Annotated in this window: 18 protein-coding genes and 1 rRNA gene; 8 read left to right on the forward strand and 11 right to left on the reverse strand. The window is 55.1% G+C overall.

The features are described from left to right. The first annotated feature begins 45 nt into the window (after window positions 1-45). Window positions 46-681: a spore protease YyaC gene (yyaC, locus tag DZC51_RS07920; protein WP_157294837.1), complete on the forward strand. Its 636-nt coding sequence runs from the start codon at window positions 46-48 to the stop codon at window positions 679-681. Here the strand turns inward: yyaC and DZC51_RS07925 are convergent. From DZC51_RS07925 to rpmH, 11 genes are all read right to left on the reverse strand, one after another. After that, window positions 562-1299, reverse strand: coding sequence for a DUF554 domain-containing protein (locus DZC51_RS07925; protein WP_157294838.1), 738 nt, complete (start codon window positions 1297-1299; stop codon window positions 562-564). The two genes, yyaC and DZC51_RS07925, sit on opposite strands and share 120 nt — an antisense overlap. A 65-nt stretch (window positions 1300-1364) precedes the next feature. Next, window positions 1365-2204, reverse strand: coding sequence for a ParB/RepB/Spo0J family partition protein (locus tag DZC51_RS07930; RefSeq protein WP_157294839.1), 840 nt, complete (start codon window positions 2202-2204; stop codon window positions 1365-1367). Then, window positions 2185-2958 (reverse strand): ParA family protein, encoded by a 774-nt coding sequence (locus DZC51_RS07935; RefSeq protein ID WP_157294840.1) that lies wholly within the window; start codon window positions 2956-2958, stop codon window positions 2185-2187. Before DZC51_RS07935 ends, DZC51_RS07930 begins: the two co-directional genes overlap by 20 nt. 140 nt (window positions 2959-3098) lie before the next feature. Then, entirely contained in the window at window positions 3099-3968 is an 870-nt protein-coding gene (noc, locus tag DZC51_RS07940) for a nucleoid occlusion protein (protein ID WP_157294841.1), read from the reverse strand. Window positions 3969-4296: 328 nt separating this feature from the next. After that, on the reverse strand, window positions 4297-5016 hold the full coding sequence (rsmG, locus tag DZC51_RS07945) for a 16S rRNA (guanine(527)-N(7))-methyltransferase RsmG (protein WP_157294842.1): 720 nt from the start codon (window positions 5014-5016) through the stop codon (window positions 4297-4299). A 64-nt stretch (window positions 5017-5080) separates the two neighbouring features. Then, window positions 5081-6970, reverse strand: a complete 1890-nt coding sequence (gene mnmG, locus DZC51_RS07950) for a tRNA uridine-5-carboxymethylaminomethyl(34) synthesis enzyme MnmG (protein WP_157294843.1) — start codon at window positions 6968-6970, stop codon at window positions 5081-5083. A 54-nt stretch (window positions 6971-7024) separates the two neighbouring features. Beyond that, window positions 7025-8410: a tRNA uridine-5-carboxymethylaminomethyl(34) synthesis GTPase MnmE gene (gene mnmE / locus DZC51_RS07955; RefSeq protein ID WP_157294844.1), complete on the reverse strand. Its 1386-nt coding sequence runs from the start codon at window positions 8408-8410 to the stop codon at window positions 7025-7027. A 266-nt stretch (window positions 8411-8676) separates the two neighbouring features. Next, entirely contained in the window at window positions 8677-9576 is a 900-nt protein-coding gene (jag, locus tag DZC51_RS07960; protein WP_232524088.1) for an RNA-binding cell elongation regulator Jag/EloR, read from the reverse strand. Further along, window positions 9573-10436: a membrane protein insertase YidC gene (gene yidC, locus DZC51_RS07970; RefSeq protein ID WP_157294845.1), complete on the reverse strand. Its 864-nt coding sequence runs from the start codon at window positions 10434-10436 to the stop codon at window positions 9573-9575. The genes jag and yidC overlap by 4 nt, the downstream gene beginning before the upstream one ends. A gap of 83 nt (window positions 10437-10519) precedes the next feature. Beyond that, on the reverse strand, window positions 10520-10864 hold the full coding sequence (gene rnpA, locus DZC51_RS07975; RefSeq protein ID WP_157294846.1) for a ribonuclease P protein component: 345 nt from the start codon (window positions 10862-10864) through the stop codon (window positions 10520-10522). A 129-nt stretch (window positions 10865-10993) separates the two neighbouring features. Further along, a complete protein-coding gene (gene rpmH / locus DZC51_RS07980; RefSeq protein ID WP_081607183.1) occupies window positions 10994-11128 on the reverse strand; it encodes a 50S ribosomal protein L34 in 135 nt (44 codons plus the stop codon). A 505-nt stretch (window positions 11129-11633) separates the two neighbouring features. Here rpmH and dnaA point away from each other — a divergent pair. From dnaA to DZC51_RS08015, 7 genes are all read left to right on the forward strand, one after another. After that, window positions 11634-12983 carry a chromosomal replication initiator protein DnaA gene (dnaA, locus tag DZC51_RS07985; protein ID WP_157294847.1) on the forward strand — a complete coding sequence of 450 codons (1350 nt, stop codon included), beginning with the start codon at window positions 11634-11636 and terminating at the stop codon, window positions 12981-12983. Window positions 12984-13149: 166 nt separating this feature from the next. Next, a complete protein-coding gene (dnaN, locus tag DZC51_RS07990; RefSeq protein ID WP_157294848.1) occupies window positions 13150-14286 on the forward strand; it encodes a DNA polymerase III subunit beta in 1137 nt (378 codons plus the stop codon). Between the two features lie 115 nt (window positions 14287-14401). Further along, complete coding sequence (yaaA, locus tag DZC51_RS07995; protein ID WP_157294849.1) at window positions 14402-14632, forward strand: S4 domain-containing protein YaaA; 231 nt, start codon at window positions 14402-14404, stop codon at window positions 14630-14632. Beyond that, entirely contained in the window at window positions 14632-15759 is a 1128-nt protein-coding gene (recF, locus tag DZC51_RS08000; RefSeq protein ID WP_157294850.1) for a DNA replication/repair protein RecF, read from the forward strand. The genes yaaA and recF overlap by 1 nt, the downstream gene beginning before the upstream one ends. A gap of 95 nt (window positions 15760-15854) precedes the next feature. Continuing rightward, window positions 15855-17780 carry a DNA topoisomerase (ATP-hydrolyzing) subunit B gene (gyrB, locus tag DZC51_RS08005; RefSeq protein WP_157294866.1) on the forward strand — a complete coding sequence of 642 codons (1926 nt, stop codon included), beginning with the start codon at window positions 15855-15857 and terminating at the stop codon, window positions 17778-17780. A gap of 27 nt (window positions 17781-17807) precedes the next feature. Then, on the forward strand, window positions 17808-20393 hold the full coding sequence (gyrA, locus tag DZC51_RS08010) for a DNA gyrase subunit A (RefSeq protein WP_157294851.1): 2586 nt from the start codon (window positions 17808-17810) through the stop codon (window positions 20391-20393). 345 nt (window positions 20394-20738) lie between these two features. Further along, window positions 20739-21140 (forward strand): 16S ribosomal RNA (locus DZC51_RS08015); the annotation flags it as partial.

Below are 21140 nucleotides of genomic sequence, written 5' to 3' on the forward strand. Positions count from 1 at the left end.
TTTTGCGCGTATACTTCCAAAAACACGCATAGAAAAGAGGTTCATATGATCCGCATCGGGACGAGTTCTGAACAGGGACGTTTCCATTACGCGGAGGCGGGGGCTGCCTGGAGGATCGCCACCGTCCTTCTCCGCCACATACCATTCGGCGAGCGGCCGGTCCGGTTTGTCTGCATCGGGACGGACCGGTCGACCGGAGACGCCTACGGTCCGCTGACCGGCACCTCGCTCACCGAACAGGGGAGCCTTCGCCATCCGATTCTCGGAACGCTTGACAGGCCGGTCCATGCGCTGAATCTTCAGCGGATCGCCGAGACCGATGAGGATGTATTCACCGTGGCGATTGATGCCTGCCTCGGCAGGACCGAGCACATCGGGCAGATTGTCATTGAAGACCGCCCACTTTTCCCCGGGAGGGCTGTAGGAAAGACACTGCCGCCGATCGGGGACCTGTCGATCAAGGGCGTCGTCAATGCCGCCTCATCCAACAGCCAGGAAGTCCTCCAGAATACCCGGCTTCACCTTCCCTTCATGATGAGCCGTGTGACTGCAAGGGCGATCTCACTCGCCTGCTGCCGGCATGAAACCAAACCCGTACAGGAGTCCGGTCACGACAGCCACGATGAGTATGCCCGGAATGAGGTTTGCCACCCGGATCTTCGTCAGCCCGATCAGGTTTAGTCCGATTGCGATGATCATGAGCCCTCCGGTCGCCGTCATTTCCTCGATGAAAAACTGCAGCATGTCATCCGGGATAAACCGGCTGATGACGGATGCGAGCAACGTGATTGCGCCCTGGTAAAGAAAGACGGGCACTGCGGACAGGATGACTCCGATGCCGAGCGTCGAGCTGAGGATCAATGCCGTGAATCCGTCAATGATGCCTTTTGCAATCAGGACGTCATGATCGTTGCGGAGCCCGCTGTCGATCGCCCCGATGACTGCCATTGAACCGATTACGAAGATGAGTGTCCCTGTGACAAACCCCTGGGCGATGCCGCCCTGGCCATCTTCTCCCGGAGTCTTGCCTGCCTTGGACTCCATCCAGCGGCCAAGGCGGTTCAGCTGTCCGTCCAGGTCGAGCCATTCGCCGATCGCCGCTCCGACGACAATCGAGATGATGACGATGATAATCTGTGACGTTGCAAAGCTCATCTGGATGCCGATGACCATGACTGCAAGCCCGATGGCATAAGTCACCGTCTCCCTGATCCGTTCGGGTATCCTTCCGAGAAACCGGCCGATGACCGAACCGATGATGATGAGCAGCACGTTCACCAGTGTGCCGAATAATGCCATAAGGATCTCCCTTTTCACAAAAAATAGACCGCCCTTTTTCTCTGCAGAAAAAGGGCAGGTTGTTATCACTGCTGATCAAGGAGCTCGAGAATCCGTTCGAGGTCATCATCAGAGAAAAACTCGATCTCGATTTTCCCCCGATTTTTCGTCTTCCTGATATTGACACTCGTACCGAAGAAGTCACGGAGCTCCGTTTCTTTTTCGGTGATGAAGATGTCTTTCTTTTCTTTCTTTGTTTCACGTGGAACATCTTCGTTCATCCGCTGGACAAGCGCTTCGAGCTGTCGGACATTCAGATTGTCAGCGGCTGTTTTTTGGGCAACAGGCTCTATTTGCGTTTTTTTCTTTAATCCGAGCAGCGCGCGGCCGTGTCCCATCGACAACCGGCCATCCGAAAGCATGGAACGGACCTGTTCCGGAAGAGATAGGAGGCGCAGATGGTTCGCGATATGAGGACGGCTCTTACCAAGGCGGAAGGCCAGCTGCTCCTGTGTCAGGCCGAGCGTGTCCATTAGCTGCTTGTAGGCTTCCGCCTCTTCGACCGGGTTCAGATCTTCTCGCTGAAGATTCTCCAGAATCGCCAGTTCCATCATCTGCTGGTCGGTCATATCGCGCACTACTGCGGGCACGGATTCTAGTCCTGCCTCCCCGGAAGCCCGGAATCTCCTTTCGCCGACAACGATTTCATACTTCCGGCCTTTTTTCCGGACGATGATCGGCTGGAGAACACCATGTTCGCGGATGGATTCGGTCAGTTCTTTGAGACTTTCCTCCTCGAACACCTTCCTTGGCTGGTACGGGTTTGGCTTCAGAAGTTTCAGGTCGATCAGTTCCACTTGTTCGGACTGTTTCAGCGACTCTCCGGGAAAGAGTGCATTCAGCCCCTTACCTAGCCCCTTCGCCATTGCGGATCACTTCCTTCGCCAATTCTAGATAAACTTCCGCTCCGCGTGACCGCGGATCGTAGACAATGATCGGTTCACCGTGGCTCGGTGCCTCACTCAGCCGGACATTGCGCGCAATGACCGTATGGTACACCTTGTCCTGGAAGTATTTTTTCACTTCCTCGATGACCTGGATGCCGAGGTTGGTACGCGCGTCGAACATCGTCAGGAGAACGCCGTCGATCATCAGGTCCTGATTGAGGTGCTTCTGCACAAGCCGGATGGTCGAAAGAAGCTGGCTCAGACCTTCGAGTGCGTAGTATTCGCACTGGACCGGGATGATGAGGCCGTCAGATGCGGTGAGCGCATTCAGCGTCAGCAATCCGAGGGAAGGCGGGCAGTCGATGATGATGTAATCATAATCATCCTTCAGCTCATCCAGCGCATGCTTGAGACGCACTTCACGAGATATCGTGGAGACAAGCTCAATCTCCGCGCCGGCAAGTGCGATGGTGGCCGGAATGACGCTAAGCCCCTCCACTTTCGTCGGCATGACCGCACTCCGGACATCGGCGTCATCGATCAGGACATCGTATATGCAGTTCTGGACATCGCCTTTGTTGATGCCGACCCCGCTCGTCGCGTTCCCCTGGGGGTCCGTGTCGATGAGCAGCACCTTCTTGCCCAGATGTGCGAGGCAAGCGCTCAGATTGACGGAGGTCGTCGTTTTGCCGACTCCGCCCTTCTGATTGGCGATCGATATGATTCTTCCCACAATGCACCTGCTTTCCAACTGCTTCGTTGCGGTATTGACTTTGCCCGCACGGAGCGGGCCGTTTCTTACATTCTACCAAATTTCCGCCTATCGGTCTTTCGGCCGACAGAAAAAACTCTTGCCAAAAAGGCAAGAGACGGTTACTTCTGTTTCGGGATCCGGACTGTGATCTTGTAGAACTCTTCCTCGTCTTCTTCTTCCGTCTGCAGCCGGATGCCGCTCTGGTTGACGAGGGAGAGGGACTGCCGGATCGTATTAAGCGCGATGCGGACGTCCTTGCTGACTGCCTTGCGCCGCTTTTTTGGTTTCTGCTCGGGTGCCGGCTCTTCTTCCGGGGGATTCAGGATCTCCTGGATCCTTGCTTCGAGCTGTTTGACATTATATTGATGCTCCCTGATTTCTTCAAACACCTGAATTTGCAGTTCTTCTTCCTTCAGAGGTATCAGTGAGCGGGCGTGCCGTTCGGATATCTCACGGTCAAGGATGCCCCTTCTGATCGGTTCGGGAAGCTTTAGGAGACGGAGCTTGTTGGCTACCGTGGACTGCCCCTTTCCGAGCCGCTGCGCAAGCGCTTCCTGTGTGAGGGAGTGGAGTTTCAGCAACTTGTCATATGCCATGGCCTCTTCGATCGCCGTCAGTTCTTCCCGCTGCAGGTTCTCGATAAGGGCAACAGAAGCGGTCTCTTTGTCGTCCATGTCCCGGATGATTGCAGGGACTTCTGTCCACTTCAGCTTTTTCATCGCCCGGTATCGGCGTTCACCTGCGATGATTTCGAACTTGCCGTCCTCGATCGGACGGACGACGATCGGCTGGATGACGCCGTGGATATTGATGGTCCTCGCCAATTCATCGATCTTCTCTTCATCAAAGATCGTTCTTGGCTGGAATCGGTTAGGTATGATATCGGCCAGGCGGACCTTGATTACATCCTCGGAACGTTCCGCCCCGCTCGCTTCAAATAATTCATCTTTATCGCTGTTCCCGAAAAAGCGCGAGAAAGTGCTTTTCAAAACGGGCACCCCCTTATGGACATCCTACTACAAGACAATTCGATGCGGGACCGGAAATTCCTTCCCGGAGTGTTCAAATGTAAGAATATAAAAAAAATGTTCCACGTGGAACAGGAGTTTGTAAAATTTTATAAAAAAGAGGCTGATTTCCGCTACAGGCCCTTCGCTTACCGCGGGCGTTGCCTCAGCCTCCTCGAGCTACGCTCTGTGGGGTCTTCGGCTAACGCTTTTCCCGCAGGTGTCTCGGGCCTTTCGCTTCAATCAGCCATCAATTAAGAATAGTTTTCGTTTCAATCATCACCTAAGCATGAGTCCATCTCAAATTTCTTTACTTAACAAGCGGAAGTTTGCCCGGGGTACCCGGTTTCCGAGGATATTTTTTCGGCGTGCGGGCGACTTTCTCAATGACAAAGATATTGCGCTCGCTGTCTTCGACCGGCAGGAGGAATGAATGGGATTCCTTCAGGCGGCCGCCGAGAAGTTTCACGGCGTATTCCGCTTCCCGCATCTCCTCGCCGGCAGCCGCCGCCTTCATAGAGATGAACCGGCCGCCTTCCTTTACAAGCGGGAGGCAAAGCTCGGCAAGTACCGGAAGGCGTGCGACCGCGCGGGCGGTCACGACGTCGAACGCTTCCCGGAAGTCCGGATTGCGGCCGGCTTCCTCTGCACGCGCATGGACGAAACGGACATGGTCGAGACCAAGTTCTTTTCCGAGTTCATCAAGGAACGTGATCCGCTTGTTGAGGGAGTCGATGATCGTCACATGCAGTTCCGGGAAGCAGATCTTGAGCGGAATGCTCGGGAAGCCTGCTCCCGCTCCAACGTCACAGACAGTCAGTGCACCGTCGAACGGGGCTTGGAATGCGGCGCTCACCGAATCATAAAAATGCTTCAGATACACCTGCTCCCGGTCCGTAATGGCCGTCAGGTTCATTTTTTCGTTCCATTCAACGAGCAGTTCATAGTAGCGTCGGAACTGGGCAATCTGCTGATCGCTCAGCATGATTCCGCGCTTTTCAAGTTCCTGCACAAATTGTTCTTCATTCATTGAGACGGTTCCCCTTCCATAAAACAGGCCGATGCGAATCTTGTTCACATCGGCCTATTGGTGTTTAACCGGATACTTTCGCAATCCTTCCCTGTTCAATATAAACGAGCAGGATGGAGATGTCTGCCGGGTTGACGCCCGAAATCCGGGAAGCCTGCGCGATTGAGAGCGGTCGGACCTCCTTGAGGTTGTGGCACGCTTCGGAGGCAATGCCCTGGATGGCATCGTAGTCGATGGCTTCAGGGATTTTCTTGTCCTCCATCTTCTTGAGGCGTTCCACCTGCTGCATCGACTTGTTGATGTAGCCCTCATATTTAACCTGGATCTCGACCTGTTCCTTGACCTCTTCCGGCAATTCCACATCCGACGGAGCGGCGGCTTCGATCAGGCCATAGTGGACTTCCGGTCGGCGCAGCAGGTCAGAAGCGTGGATCGCTTCCTTGAGTTCGGTGCCGCCGGTTTCACGGATGGCTTCCTGGAGAGCGTCGTCCGGTTTCAGGACAGTGCGGCCAAGACGTTTGATCTCGTCTTCGATCATTCGCTTTTTCTCGATAAACAGAGCATAACGCTCCTCGCTCTGCAGCCCGATTTTATAGCCGATTTCCGTCAGGCGGAGGTCAGCGTTGTCGTGGCGCAGCAGCAGGCGATATTCCGCACGCGAAGTGAGGAGGCGGTAGGGCTCGCTCGTGCCTTTGGTCACGAGGTCGTCGATCAGGACGCCGATGTAGGCATCGGAGCGGCTCAGGATGACTTCCTCGCGGCCAAGCATCCGTGCAGCCGCATTGATGCCGGCCATGATGCCCTGTGCAGCGGCTTCTTCATAGCCCGACGTGCCGTTGATCTGGCCGGCGGTGTAGAGGCCGCGGATCCGCTTTGTTTCAAGTGTCGGCCAAAGCTGTGTCGGCACGATCGCATCGTATTCGATGGCGTAGCCGGCTCGCATCATTTCGGCCTTTTCCAGACCCGGGATCGTTTCAAGCAACCGGCGCTGGATGTGCTCCGGCAGGCTGGTGGACAGTCCCTGTACATACACTTCACGTGTATTGCGGCCTTCCGGCTCAAGGAAGATCTGGTGCCGCGGCTTGTCGCTGAACCGGACGATCTTGTCTTCGATCGACGGGCAGTAGCGCGGGCCCTTGCCTTTGATCATGCCGGAGTACATCGGCGACAGGTTCAGATTGTCGTTGATGATTTCGTGTGTTTCCCCGGTCGTATAGGTCAGCCAGCATGGCAGCTGGTCGGTGATGAACTCGGACGTCTCGTAGCTGAACGCCCGGGGTTCTTCATCACCCGGCTGGATTTCCGTCTTGCTGTAGTCGATCGTGCGGCTGTTCACACGAGGAGGTGTCCCTGTTTTAAAGCGGACAGTCTCAAATCCGAGTTCCTCGAGGTTTTCCGCAAGGCGAATCGACGGCTGCTGGTGGTTCGGTCCGCTGGAGTATTTCAGGTCGCCGATGATGATCTCTCCGCGAAGGAATGTCCCCGTCGTGACGACGACGGTTTCGGCGCGGTAAACGGCGCCGACCTGTGTGATGACACCCTTCACTTCATTATCTTCGACGATCAGTTCCTCGACAATGCCCTGATGGAGGTGAAGATTCTCCTGTTCCTCAAGCATGCTCTTCATTTCCTGCTGATAGAGCACTTTGTCGGCCTGCGCGCGGAGTGCCCGCACCGCCGGCCCTTTTCCTGTGTTCAGCATGCGCATCTGGATATGCGTTTTATCAATGACTTTCCCCATCGCGCCGCCGAGCGCGTCGATTTCGCGGACGACGATCCCTTTCGCCGGGCCGCCGATCGACGGATTGCACGGCATGAACGCGATCATATCGAGGTTCATCGTGAGCATGAGGGTCGATGCACCCATTTTCGCTGCGGCCAGGCCGGCTTCGACGCCCGCGTGGCCCGCTCCGATGACGATTACATCGAACTTGCCTGCTTCAAATTGTGGCATGTTCGTTCATCCTTCCTAATATCTGAATATATGAAGCCGGCACCAAACCGGCATTTACTTCCCTAGACAGAACTGCGAGAACAACTCATTGATGAGGCTTTCCTGCACGGTATCCCCGACGATTTCCCCGAGGATTTCCCATGCACGGGTCACATCGATCTGGACCATATCAACCGGTACCCCTGCCTCCGCCGCCGAAAGGGCATCATCAACGGAACGGCGGGCCTGGTGGAGCAGCGCCACGTGGCGGGCATTCGAAACATACGTCATGTCCTGGGATCCTGTCCGGCCCTCAAAGAACATCGAGGCGATGGCCTCTTCCAGCTCATCGACCCCTTCATCTTTAAGAAGGGAGGTCGTGACGACAGGCGCATTGCCCGTCTGGCTGCGGACCTCATCAATATCCAATTTGCGCGGAAGGTCGGTCTTGTTTGCGACGACGATGACGTCCATGCCGCGGACCGCCTCGAACAGGCGGCTATCCTCTTCGCTCAGTTCCTCCGAACTGTTCAGCACGAGGAGGATCAGGTCTGCTTCCTTCAGCACCTTGCGTGAACGCTCTACGCCGATCCGCTCCACGATGTCCTCGGTTTCCCGGATGCCGGCCGTGTCGACCAGCTTCAGCGGAACCCCGCGCACATTGACGTATTCTTCAATGATATCGCGAGTCGTGCCTGCAATATCGGTGACGATCGCCTTGTTTTCCTGGAGGAGACTGTTGAGAAGGGATGACTTGCCGACATTCGGTCGGCCGATGATCGCCGTCGACAGCCCTTCCCGGAGAATCTTGCCCTGGCCGGATGTGCGGATAAGCCCGTCAATCTCTGAGCGGACCCACGTGCACTTCTCGATCAGGACGGGAAGCGTCATTTCCTCTACATCGTCATATTCCGGATAGTCAATGTTCACTTCCACCTGTGCAAGCGTCTCAATCAGCGCCTGGCGAAGATCCCCGATAAGCCGGGACAGCCGGCCATCCATCTGCCCCAGTGCAACATCCATCGCGCGGTCGGTCTTGGAGCGGATCAGGTCCATGACCCCTTCCGCCTGGGACAGGTCGATCCTGCCGTTAAGGAAAGCGCGCTTCGTAAACTCGCCGGGTTCGGCAAGACGCGCGCCGCTCCGGAGGACCAGTTCCAGAACGCGATTCACCGAAACAAGGCCCCCGTGGCAGTTGATCTCGATGACATCTTCCCGTGTATAGGTTTTTGGTGCCTTCATCATGGACACCATCACTTCTTCTGCCGTTTTCCCAGTCTCCGGGTCGACGAGATGGCCGTAATGGATCGTATGCGATGCCGATTCGGCCAGCGTCTTGCCGGAAGGCGAACGGAACAGGCGGTCGGTAATACCGACCGCTTCATCCCCGCTCAGCCGGACGATGGCGATTGCGCCCTCGCCCATAGGTGTGGATATCGCCGCAATTGTATCAAATTCCATTCCGGCCACCCCTTTCTATATTGTTATCCACATGTGGATAATCCGCATGCAGGCATGGTTATCTAACATAATATAGTACCACAAACACTCCACATGGAAAAGTGGCGGGATCGAAAGGAAAAAATCCCCGGCCGGATCCCTTGCAGGATGGCGGCCACCGATTTCAGACACTATCGGCAGCCGGCTGTTGTGCAACAGGGTATCCCGGCCATTCTGCCGTCGGACGCAAAAAATACCGGACAGCATGGGATGCTGTCCGGCTCTGTTTACTTATGCGGTTCAATCACGATATGGCGGTGCGGTTCCTTGCCTTCGGAATGAGTGTCAACATCAAACCGCTCCGAAAGGGCATGATGGATGATTTTCCGCTCGGAAGCAGGCATCGCCTCAAGCGCGACGCGCGATCCGGTGCGGACGGCCTGGTCGGCTTTCCGGTCGGCCAGCGTCTTCAGCGTTTCCGCCCGTTTGGCGCGGTAGTCACCTACATCAACCGAAACGACGAGAAACTGTTTGGCGTAGTTGTTGGCGACCACCTGGACAAGCTGCTGGAGCGCGTTCAGGGTCTGGCCGCGCTTGCCGATCAGCATCGCGGCCTTTTCGCTTTCAAGCCGGAACTCAAGGTTCTTGCCGTCCAGCATGTGGAACACTTCCGCATCCTCCGCACCCATCTCCCGCACGACCGATTTCAGATAACCGGCTGTCAGGCCGATCGCCTCGTCAAGGTTGCGCTCCCGGTCTTTTTCGGATTCTTCCGGCAGGACCGGCTCAAGCGGTTCCACAGGAACCACCGGTGCGGCCGGACCCTTTTCTTCTTCCGGCTCCTTTTCAAGAGGTACGGGATCCGGTTCTGCAGGATTATCCGGCTGGGCGGTGCCGCCCAGCTGATCAGGGTCTCGGGAAGTGAGCGGCTCCATTGGAACTGCCGGTTCTACTTCTGGTTCCTCCGCCGGTTCAACCTTGGCCGCAACGGATGCGGCCTCCGGCTCGGTCCCGACCACTTCGGCCGTGACGCGCACCGAAGCTTCGCGCGCACCGAATCCAAGAAACCCTTTTTTGCCTTCATCAATGATCTCGATTTTCACCTGATCACGGGTCAGGCCGAGTTTGGCCAGTGCGTTCGAGACTGCCTCATCGACCGTGGTGCCCGTCGCGACCGTCTGAATCATTTTTTCTTCCCTCCTGATTTGCCGCCCTTTTTGTTCGCTTTCGGCTGAGCCGCGGGACGGGAGCCCGCCGGCTTCTGCTGTGCAGGACGCTTCCCTGTATTAGGAGCGGCTACAACTGCCGGTTCCTCTTTTTTCTTGAACGGCTTGTACATGAAGATATTCGTAATGAACGAAATGATGTTACCGATGATCCAGTAGAGCGTGAGCGCGGACGGCAGGAACGTACCGAACGCGAAGATCATGACCGGCATGAAGTACATCATTGCCTTCATCTGCGGATTGTCCATTGCAGGTCCCGTGCGGAGCACTACGAACTGCGCTGCTGCAGCGATAAACGCCAGAATGATGCTCGGTTCGGCAAGATGGACGCCGAAGATGTCACCGAGAGCGATTTCAGGCGTGTTGTTCATCCGGCTGATCGCGTGGTAGAAACCGATCAGGATCGGCATCTGGACAAGGACAGGCAGGCAGCCTGCTGCCGGATTGACATTCCGTGTCTTGAGGAGCTGCTGGAACTCCTCCTGATATTTCTTCTGTGTAACCGCGTCTTTTGACGGATATTTTGCCTGGAGAGCCTTGATCTCCGGCTGGATTTCCTGCATCCGTTTAGAGCTCTGCACCTGCTTGATCATAAGCGGCAGGATGACGAGACGGATCAGGATCGTGACCGCGATGATCGCAAGGCCATATGTGCCAAGCAGACTCTTGAACATCGTGATAAGCGAGACAAGCGGCCAGACAACAAACTTATTCCAGAAACCTTCGCTGTCCTCATAGATCGGCTCATTGAATTCCGTACAACCCGCGAGGAACGCGGCCAGGAATGCGACCATGAGAACCAGCCACAACTTCTTCTTCAAAACCTTTCCCCCAGACGTTCATTCTTTTCCGCCGGCGGCAAAACCGCCTTTCCCACCATCGTACCATGCGGGAGCGGTGCATTCTACTTCTTTCTGAGCACCCTGGCGATCCTCATAATATGGATCAGGCTCTTCTTCGTGTCATGGAAGTCAATGGATGCCGCCTGACTGCGGGCGATGATGATGTAGTCCCTGTCCTGGCGGAGTTCATCTTTAAGTTCGTGCACCGCCTGGCGGACATAACGCTTGATCCGGTTTCGCGTGACCGCATTTCCGATCTTTTTCGAGACGGAGATTCCGATTCTGAACTCTTCCTGCCCCTCTGTTCTGACCGAATAGATGACGAACTGACGGTTCGCGAACGACTTTCCGTGCTTGAAAACCCGCTGGAAGTCCTTATTCTTCTTTACCCGCTGGTGTTTGTTCATGGTTGGATCCACCTGCTTCTTGATTACTTTCTACCTTATAAGGAAGGGATCGGCGCAACGCCTTACCTATTCATATCCTTCACAGCTGCCCCTAAACGAAAAAAAAGACCACTGAAGTGATCAGTGGACTTATGCGGAAAGTACTTTTCTTCCCCGGCGGCGACGTGCAGCCAGAATGCGGCGGCCGCTCTTTGTCTTCATGCGCGCGCGGAATCCGTGTACTTTGCTGTGCTTGCGTTTATTTGGTTGATACGTACGTTTCATAGTCAAGGCACCTCCTAATCGTTGCCGTTTAAACATCAGACAGTCTTGCATATTATATAAGACCCCACAAAACATGTCAACCGTTTATTTCATCCCCAGAGCGGGATCGCTGCATACAGGCTTTTCAGCTGTCCGCCAAGTTATCCACGGTTGCTCAGGATGGGCTGTGTGCACCATTCGACACGAAAAAAGTTATTCACAACGCTTATCGACATGTTTCGCACAACCCAATACCCTGTGGATAAAGGATTTGTGCACAGGAAACGGGCGTGTGGATAAGTGCCGCAAGCGGTTGTCAGTGCCGGGTTTTTCTGTTACGATGTTGGAGCATAACTTTTCCGCGGAAAATACCCGGCTAAACATTATCCACAATTGTTGATAGGTTGTGGATAATTTTTTCCGCATTTTTTAATAGTGCTTGTCCACAGCTTGTGGATTTGTTCGCAAATCCTTCTAATAGGGTTCACGATTCGACAAACAAATAAAAAGAAAAGGAGGTTTTGTGTTGGAACAGTTCGATGATTTATGGAATCAGGTGCTTGCCAGAGTCGAACAGCGGATCTCCAAGCCAAGCTTCGACACGTGGCTGAAATCGACCCGCATGATCGATTACCGGAACGACACCATCATCATCGGCGCGCCCAATTCGTTCACACGGGACTGGCTGGAGAACCACTATATCCAGCTGATCGCCGGCATCATGAGCGAACTTACCGGCGAAGACGTACATATCCGTTTTACCGTGCCCGAAGACGCCAAGGAAGACGCGTTCGACATGCCGAAGCCCGCACCCAAACCGAAAAACGGGCGCCATGTCGATCAGTCGGACGGCATGCTCAACCCGAAGTACACGTTCGATACGTTCGTCATCGGTTCAGGCAACCGGTTCGCCCACGCCGCTTCCCTCGCTGTTGCGGAAGCACCTGCCAAGGCTTACAACCCTCTTTTCATTTATGGGGGCGTAGGATTGGGCAAGACCCACCTGATGCATGCAATCGGCCATTATGTGCGCGAGCACAAGCCGGATGCAAAAGTCGTGTATCTTTCCTCGGAGAAATTCACGAATGAGTTCATCAACTCGATCCGTGATAACGAAGCTGTCGAATTCCGGGACAAATACCGGAACGTTGACGTGCTGCTGATTGATGATATTCAGTTTATCGCGGGAAAAGAACAGACCCAGGAAGAGTTTTTCCATACCTTCAATACACTGCATGAATCTTCGAAGCAGATTGTCATCTCCAGTGACCGTCCTCCAAAAGAGATTCCAACACTCGAGGACCGGCTCCGATCGCGCTTTGAATGGGGACTGATCACAGACATCACGCCGCCCGACCTCGAAACCCGGATTGCCATCCTCCGCAAGAAAGCGAAGGCCGACGGGCTTGTTGATGTGTCCAATGAAGTCATGATGTACATCGCGAACCAGATCGATACCAACATTCGGGAACTTGAAGGTGCCCTCATCCGCGTTGTGGCGTATTCGTCGCTTGTCAATGAGGACATCACACCGAAATTGGCCGAAGAAGCGCTAAAGGATATCATCCCGAATGCGCGGCCCCGCCAGGTCACGATCCTCGACATCCAGAAAGCCGTCGGAGAGCACTTCAGCATCCGTCTCGAGGATTTCGCCGCGAAAAAACGGACAAAATCGATCGCTTTCCCCAGACAGGTCGCCATGTACCTTTCCCGGGAAATGACCGAGTTCTCTCTGCCGAAGATCGGAGACGAGTTTGGCGGCCGCGATCACTCGACCGTCATCCATGCGCACGAGAAAATCTCGAAAATGCTCAAGGAAGACCAGAATCTCCAGCAGGACATCAAGGAAATCCGGGCCGCACTCGGCAAAAACTGATGTGGATAACCCCCTTTGATGCGATCATTCCTGCCAACAGGTTATGCACATGTAGATAAGTATGGGACGATTGATCAAAAGGCACTTATCAACTTATCCACAGCCCCTACTACTATTACTATCTATCTTTTTACTTTTAAATTAAATATATAAGCGAGGTATCGAGATGAAATTTGAGATTGCGAGGGACCGGCTTCTCGACGGCCTGAGTGACGTCATGAAAGCTGTCAGCTCAAAAGCCGCAATTCCGATTTTGACTGGGATCAAATTGGACGTGGACGAAGAAGGGCTTCACCTGACAGGAAGCGACTCGGATATTACGATCCAGACATTCATCCCGGCAGAGGAAAACGGAGAGCAGCTGATCCGCACTTCCCAAAGCGGTTCGATCGTGCTGCAGGCCAAGTACTTTAACGAGATTGTCAGGAAGCTTCCGACAAACGACATCGAAATTGAAGTGAGCGGTCATCTGCAGACGCATATCCGGTCCGGGAAATCCGAATTCCATCTGATCGGCTCCGATGCAGAGGACTATCCGCAGCTGCCGGAGATTGATGACGATCGGCATTTCGCCATCCCAGCGGATCTTCTGAAGTCGATCATCCGGGAAACGGTGTTTGCCGTGTCCGCATCCGAGTCCCGTCCGATCCTGACCGGAGTCCACTGGCAGGTACAGGAGGGGGAACTTGTCTGCGTTGCAACGGACAGCCACCGCCTGGCCCGCCGCAAGACCCGGCTTGAGAACACACCCGAAGATGACTACAGTGTCGTCATTCCGGGCAAAAGCCTTCAGGAACTCAACAAGATCCTTGGAGATTCCAATGAGCCAGTCGGCATTACGATGAGCAACAAGCAGGTGCTGTTCCGTGCGGGACATGTCCTGTTTTACTCGCGTCTTCTGGAGGGGAATTATCCGGACACGAGCCGCCTGATCCCTTCTGAGTACAAGACTGACATTCATGTGAACGGCAAGACCCTTCTCCAGTCGATCGACCGCGCCTCCCTGCTTGCACGAGAAGAGAGGAACAATGTTGTCCGCTTTACGGCAGACGGCAGCAATATCGTCGAACTCTCCTCAAATTCCCCTGAAATCGGGAAAGTCGAAGAGCAGGTCGAAACTGCTTCCGTTGAAGGGGAAGAGTTAAAGATTTCCTTTAGTGCCAAATATATGATGGATGCACTCCGGGCGATCGAAGGACAGGATATTGTCATCCGGTTCACCGGAGCGATGCGGCCGTTTATCCTGAAGTCGGCCGAGGACGACACGCTGCTGCAACTGATCCTTCCGGTCCGCACATACTGATTTTGGAAACAATCGCTAAGAAAGGGACAGCCCGAATGGCTGTTCCTTTTGTTTATCGCCGGAAAGCGATAAAATAGGGGGAAGGACCAATATTGGACGAAGGGCGGTGTCGACCGTGGAACGACTTGCGATCGATGCGGAATTCATCACACTCGGACAGGCGCTGAAAATGACCAACACCATCTCCTCAGGGGGCATGGCGAAATGGTTCCTGTCCGAACACGCCGTTTATGTGAACGGCGAACCGGAGAACCGGCGCGGCCGGAAACTGCGTGACGGGGATGTCCTCAATATCCCCGGAACGGGCAGGTTCCGTGTTTCAGGGCCGGCTCCGGGTGAAAGCTGATGCATATCGAGCAACTCAAGCTGAAGAACTATCGGAACTATGAATCACTGGACCTGTCATTTTCACCGAACATCAATGTGCTGATCGGCGAAAATGCGCAAGGTAAAACCAATGTCATGGAAGCGATCTACGTGCTTGCCATGGCAAAATCACACCGTACGTCCAATGATCGTGAATTAATACGCTGGGGCGCGGATTATGGTAAAATAGAAGGAGCGGTCCAGCGGAAATACGGCGTTCTGCCACTCGAGCTGACGCTCTCCAAAAAAGGCAAGAAAGCCAAGGTCAATCATTTGGAACAGCAGAGGCTGAGCGATTACATCGGGCAGCTGAATGTCGTCATGTTCGCGCCTGAGGATCTGCACCTCATCAAGGGCAGCCCGCAGGTGCGGCGCCGTTTTCTGGATATGGAAATCGGCCAGGTGTCCAGGGTTTACCTGCATGACCTGCTTCAGTTCCATAAGGTGATGCGCCAGCGCAATGCCATCCTGAAAGCCAACCAGGGCAGGAATGGGCTCACAGATGTCATGTTCGATGTCTATACAGACCAGTATGTCGACCTGGCAATCCGCATTATCCGGAAACGCTTCGAATTTGCGGAGATGCTCCAGAAATGGGCAGAGCCGATCCACAAGGGGATTTCCCGGGGTCTTGAAGAGCTCGTGATCACGTACGAAACGCTGAAAGACATCGAGTCTGACCAGTCGGCGGAAGAGATGTCCGCCCGTCTGAGGGAGCGGCTGGATGGTCTGCGGCAGCGTGAGCTTGACCGGGGTGTCACGCTCGCCGGCCCGCACCGGGACGATCTGACGTTTTTCGTGAACGGACACAATGTCCAGGTATACGGGTCGCAGGGCCAGCAGAGGACGGCTGCCCTGTCCCTGAAGCTAGCGGAAATCGAGCTTTTGCGGCAGGAAACGGGCGAATCGCCGGTGCTTCTTCTGGACGATGTGCTGTCCGAACTGGACGACTACCGGCAGTCGCATCTGCTGAATACGATCCAGGGCCAGGTGCAGACACTGGTCACGACAACGAACGTGGACGGCATCACGCATGAGACGATCCGTAAAGCGGATCTGTACCGGGTAACCGCCGGCACGGCGGAACACGAGAATCAAGACGACTGAACACGCGGCAGGGTCATCCCTCCGCGGGTTTTCACGCATACAGGAAATCGTTGCATCATGTTTTGGCATGAAAGGGCAGGTGAACGGAATTGGCGATGGAAGAAGAGAACCTTCGCAACAATGATTACGGGGCGGATCAGATACAGGTCCTCGAAGGGCTGGAGGCAGTCCGCAAGCGTCCCGGCATGTATATCGGCTCGACCAGTTCAAAGGGTCTGCACCATCTTGTCTGGGAAATCGTCGACAACTCGATTGACGAGGCACTGGCGGGATACTGTGACCATATCGAGGTGGCTATTGAGAAGGACAACTGGATCCGCGTAACAGACAATGGCCGCGGTATGCCGGTCGGCATCCAAGAAAAGACGGGCCGTCCGGCGGTCGAGGTCATCATGACCGTCCTGCATGCCGGGGGCAAGTTCGGCGGCGGCGGATACAAGGTGTCCGGCGGACTTCATGGTGTCGGAGCATCCGTCGTGAACGCACTGTCGGAGCGGACGGAAGTGACTGTGTCCCGTGACGGCCAGCTCTATTTCATCGCGTTCGAACGCGGGCTGGTCGAAGAGGAGCTGCGGGTCATAGGGGAAGCGGAAGCGACCGGGACGCAGGTGCGCTTCAAGGCCGATCCGGAAATCTTCACGGAAACCACTGTCTATGAATACGACATCCTGGCTCACCGGCTCCAGGAGCTCGCCTATCTGAACCGCGGAATTCGCATTACGCTCAGTGATGAACGCGGGGAAGAAGTGCGATCTGACGCCTATCACTACGAAGGCGGCATCAAATCCTATGTCCAGCACATCAACGAAGACAAAGAGCCGATCCACGAAGAGCCGATTTTCATCGAAGGCGAGAAGGACGGCATTTCCGTCGAAGTCGCCATGCAATATAACGCAGGTTACGCGTCGAACATCTTTTCGTTCGCGAACAATATCAATACCTATGAAGGCGGTACGCACGAATCAGGCTTCAAGACGGCGCTTACACGGGTCATCAACGACTATGCACGAAAAAACGGCCTTCTGAAGGACAATGATGCGAACCTGTCCGGAGACGATGCCCGGGAAGGGCTGACGGCCATCATCTCCGTCAAGCATCCGGATCCGCAGTTTGAAGGACAGACAAAGACGAAGCTCGGAAACTCTGAGGTAAGCCAGATTGTCGGCTCGCTTTTCTCTGAGGGACTTGATCGTTTCCTCATGGAGAACCCGACCGGTGCCCGAATGATTGTCGAGAAGGGACTTATGGCTGCGCGTGCACGCGTTGCTGCGAAAAAAGCACGGGAACTCACTCGACGGAAGTCGGTTCTTGAAATATCGAATCTTCCGGGCAAACTGTCCGACTGTTCGTCCCGCGACCCGGCGATCAGTGAACTGTATATCGTTGAGGGGGACTCGGCGGGCGGCTCGGCAAAAAACGGCCGTGACCGACACTTCCAGGCAATTCTCCCGCTGCGGGGCAAGATCTTGAACGTCGAAAAAGCCAACATCAACCGGATCCTTTCCAATGCGGAGATCCGTGCGATGATCACGGCTCTCGGCACGGGAATCGCCGACAATTTTGACCTGTCCAAGGCCCGCTATCATAAAGTCGTCATCATGACGGATGCGGATGTCGACGGCGCCCATATCAGGACGCTGCTGTTGACATTCTTCTACCGCTTTATGCGGCCGCTCATCGAAGCGGGTTACGTCTACATTGCCCAGCCACCGCTTTATCAGGTCAAGCAGGGCAAACATATCGAATATTGCTATACGGACGACGAGCTGCAGGAAATTCTCGGCCGCCTGCCGCAGGTGCCGAAACCGGTCATCCAGCGGTACAAAGGTCTCGGGGAGATGGACGCGGAGCAACTGTGGGACACGACGATGGATCCCGAGTACCGCACACTTCTCCAAGTCAGGCTCGAGGACGCACTCGATGCCGATGCCATTTTCGAGCAGCTGATGGGTGACGAAGTCGCCCCGCGCCGCCAATTCATCGAAGAAAACGCAGTTTACGTCAAAAATCTTGATATATAAGGCTTTACTTGAAAGGGGTCAAAGACCATGGCAGACACGCCGGACCGTGGCGTCCAACGCATCAATATAAGTACGGAGATGAAAACCTCGTTCCTTGACTACGCGATGAGTGTCATCGTGTCTCGTGCGCTGCCGGACGTCCGTGACGGGCTCAAGCCGGTCCACCGCCGGATTTTGTATGCCATGCAGGACCTCGGCAACACCGCGGACAAACCGTATAAGAAGTCTGCCCGCATCGTTGGGGACGTCATAGGTAAGTACCACCCTCACGGTGACAGCGCAGTATACGACACGATGGTGCGGATGGCGCAGGATTTCAACTACCGGTATATGCTCGTCGACGGCCACGGGAACTTCGGATCGGTAGACGGAGACTCCGCAGCCGCGATGCGGTACACGGAATCACGTATGTCGAAGATTGCCGCAGAGCTTCTGCGCGACATCAACAAGGATACGATTGACTACCAGGCGAACTACGACGGACAGGAAAAAGAGCCGATTGTGCTCCCAAGCCGTTTTCCGAACCTGTTGGTGAACGGCTCCTCCGGGATTGCGGTCGGGATGGCGACAAACATCCCGCCGCATAACCTCGGGGAAGCGATCAACGCGGTGCTCGCGCTCGCGGACAATCCGGACATCACGACAGAGGAGCTCATGGAGATCATTCCGGGACCCGACTTCCCGACCGGAGGTCTCATTCTCGGCCGGAGCGGCATCCGCCGCGCCTATGAAACAGGCCGGGGCTCCATCCTGACCCGCGGTAAGGTAGAAATTGAGACCGCGGCGAACGGCAAGGAAACGATTCTGGTCCATGAACTTCCTTACCAGGTGAACAAGGCACGGCTCATCGAGAAAATCGCTGAACTCGTGCGCGAAAAACGGATCGAGGGCATCACCGATCTTCGCGACGAGTCTGACCGCCGGGGCATGCGCATCGTCATGGAAGTCCGCCGCGACGCGAATGCAAACGTAATCGTCAACAACCTCTACAAGCACACTGCGCTCCAGACAAGCTTCGGCATCAATATGCTGGCGCTGGTGGACGGCCAGCCAAAGGTGCTCAGTCTCAAAGAGATGCTGTTCCATTATCTGGAGCACCAAAAAGTAGTCGTCACGCGGCGGACGCGGTTTGAGCTGAACAAGGCGGAAGACCGCGCGCATATTCTCGAAGGCCTGCGCATTGCACTTGACCACATCGACGAAATCATCGCGCTGATCCGCGCTTCGAAGACGACGGAAGAGGCAAAGAATGCGCTCATGGAACGGTTCAGCCTCTCGGAGCGGCAGTCCCAGGCGATCCTCGACATGCGTCTCCAGCGCCTCACCGGCCTCGAGCGCGACAAGATCGAGGAAGAGTACAAGGAACTGCTCCTTCTGATCGCTGAACTCCGTGCGATCCTGGCAGACGAGCAGAAGCTTCTCGAAATCATCAAAGAGGAACTTGCCGACGTGAAGGAACGGTTCACGGATGCACGCCGATCGGAAATCACCGCAGGCGGCTCGGAGATGATCGAGGACGAGGACCTGATCCCTGTCGAGAACTCCGTCATCACACTCACGCACCGCGGCTACATCAAGCGGCTGCCGGCAAGCACGTACCGCAGCCAGCGGCGTGGAGGGCGCGGCGTCCAGGGCATGGGCACGAACGAGGATGACTTTGTCGAGCATCTGCTCTACACATCCACCCATGACCGGATTCTGTTCTTTACAAACACCGGTAAAGTGTACCGGCTGAAAGGCTATGAGATTCCTGAATTCAGCCGGACGGCGAAAGGTCTCCCGATCATCAACGTGCTCGGTCTTGATAAAGGCGAAAGTGTCACCACGATGCTGCGCGTGGACGAGTATGACGAAGAGGCCTACCTGGTCTTCACGACCAAGCAGGGGGTGGCCAAGCGGACACCGGTGACGCACTTTGCCAACATCCGTTCAAACGGTCTCATCGCCCTTTCGCTCCGCGAGGACGACGAGCTTGTCCAGGTAAAGGTCACCGATGGCACGAAAGATGTGGTCATCGGCACCCGCGGCGGCATGCTGATCCGGTTCCTGGAAGATGACCTGCGACCGATGGGGCGGACGGCAACCGGCGTGCGCGGCATCCATCTGCGCGACGGCGACTATGTTGTCGGCATGGATGTTGTCGAGGACGGCCAGGAGATCCTGGTCGTCACTGAGCAGGGCTTCGGAAAACGAACACCTGAACATGAATATCGGACACAGTCACGCGGAGGATATGGGCTGAAGACGGTCCAGGTGACCGACAGGAACGGCCCGCTCGTCTCCATGAAGTCGATCGACGGTACAGAAGACATCATGATCATCACGATCCACGGGATCCTGATCCGGATGGACGTCGCAGACATCTCGGTCATCGGCCGGATCACGCAGGGTGTGCGTCTTATCCGTCTTGGTGAAGGTGAATATGTGGCGACGGTCGCTAAAGTGGAAAAAGAAGAGGAGGAAGATCTTCCGGACGGAGAGATGGAAGATGTCCTCGGGGAACAGTTCGACGATCCCGAAAAGCTGGAACCGGAATCCGCAGTGGAGGGAGAATTCCCTTCTATCGAGGAAGACGGAGAAGACTTCGGATCCGAACAGGATGATGAAAACTGATATACAGCGGGAGAACGGTTTTGAACTGTTCTTCCGTTTTTTTGTTTATTAGGGGTTGCGTTTTCTACGGTAAGCGAGTATAGTAGAGAAGTTGTCGCTTGAAACACAGTCCACAAAAATAAATTCACATTTTATGTTGACTTTCTGAAGTGGCAATGATATGATAGTTAAGCTCTCGTTAAGGGAAATGAAACTTTGCGGCGAGCACAATGAACCTTGAAAACTGAACAGCAAAACGCTGATGAAATGAGTTCCCGGAACCCGACCCGTCGGGGAAACGGAACAAATGATATCGGACATATCACAAGATATGCCAGCTTTAAAGTATGAGCTTACTCATACTCTCTTATGGAGAGTTTGATCCTGGCTCAGGACGAACGCTGGCGGCGTGCCTAATACATGCAAGTCGAGCGGATGACGGGGAGCTTGCTCCCCTGATTCAGCGGCGGACGGGTGAGTAACACGTGGGCAACCTGCCTGTAAGATCGGGATAACTCCGGGAAACCGGGGCTAATACCGGATGGTTCCTTCCTCCGCATGGAGGAAGGCGGAAAGACGGTTTCGGCTGTCACTTACAGATGGGCCCGCGGCGCATTAGCTAGTTGGTGGGGTAACGGCTCACCAAGGCAACGATGCGTAGCCGACCTGAGAGGGTGATCGGCCACACTGGGACTGAGACACGGCCCAGACTCCTACGGGAGGCAGCAGTAGGGAATCTTCCGCAATGGACGAAAGTCTGACGGAGCA

Source organism: Bhargavaea sp. CC-171006, assembly GCF_009761675.1.
In the GTDB taxonomy this organism is placed as follows: domain Bacteria; phylum Bacillota; class Bacilli; order Bacillales_A; family Planococcaceae; genus Bhargavaea; species Bhargavaea changchunensis.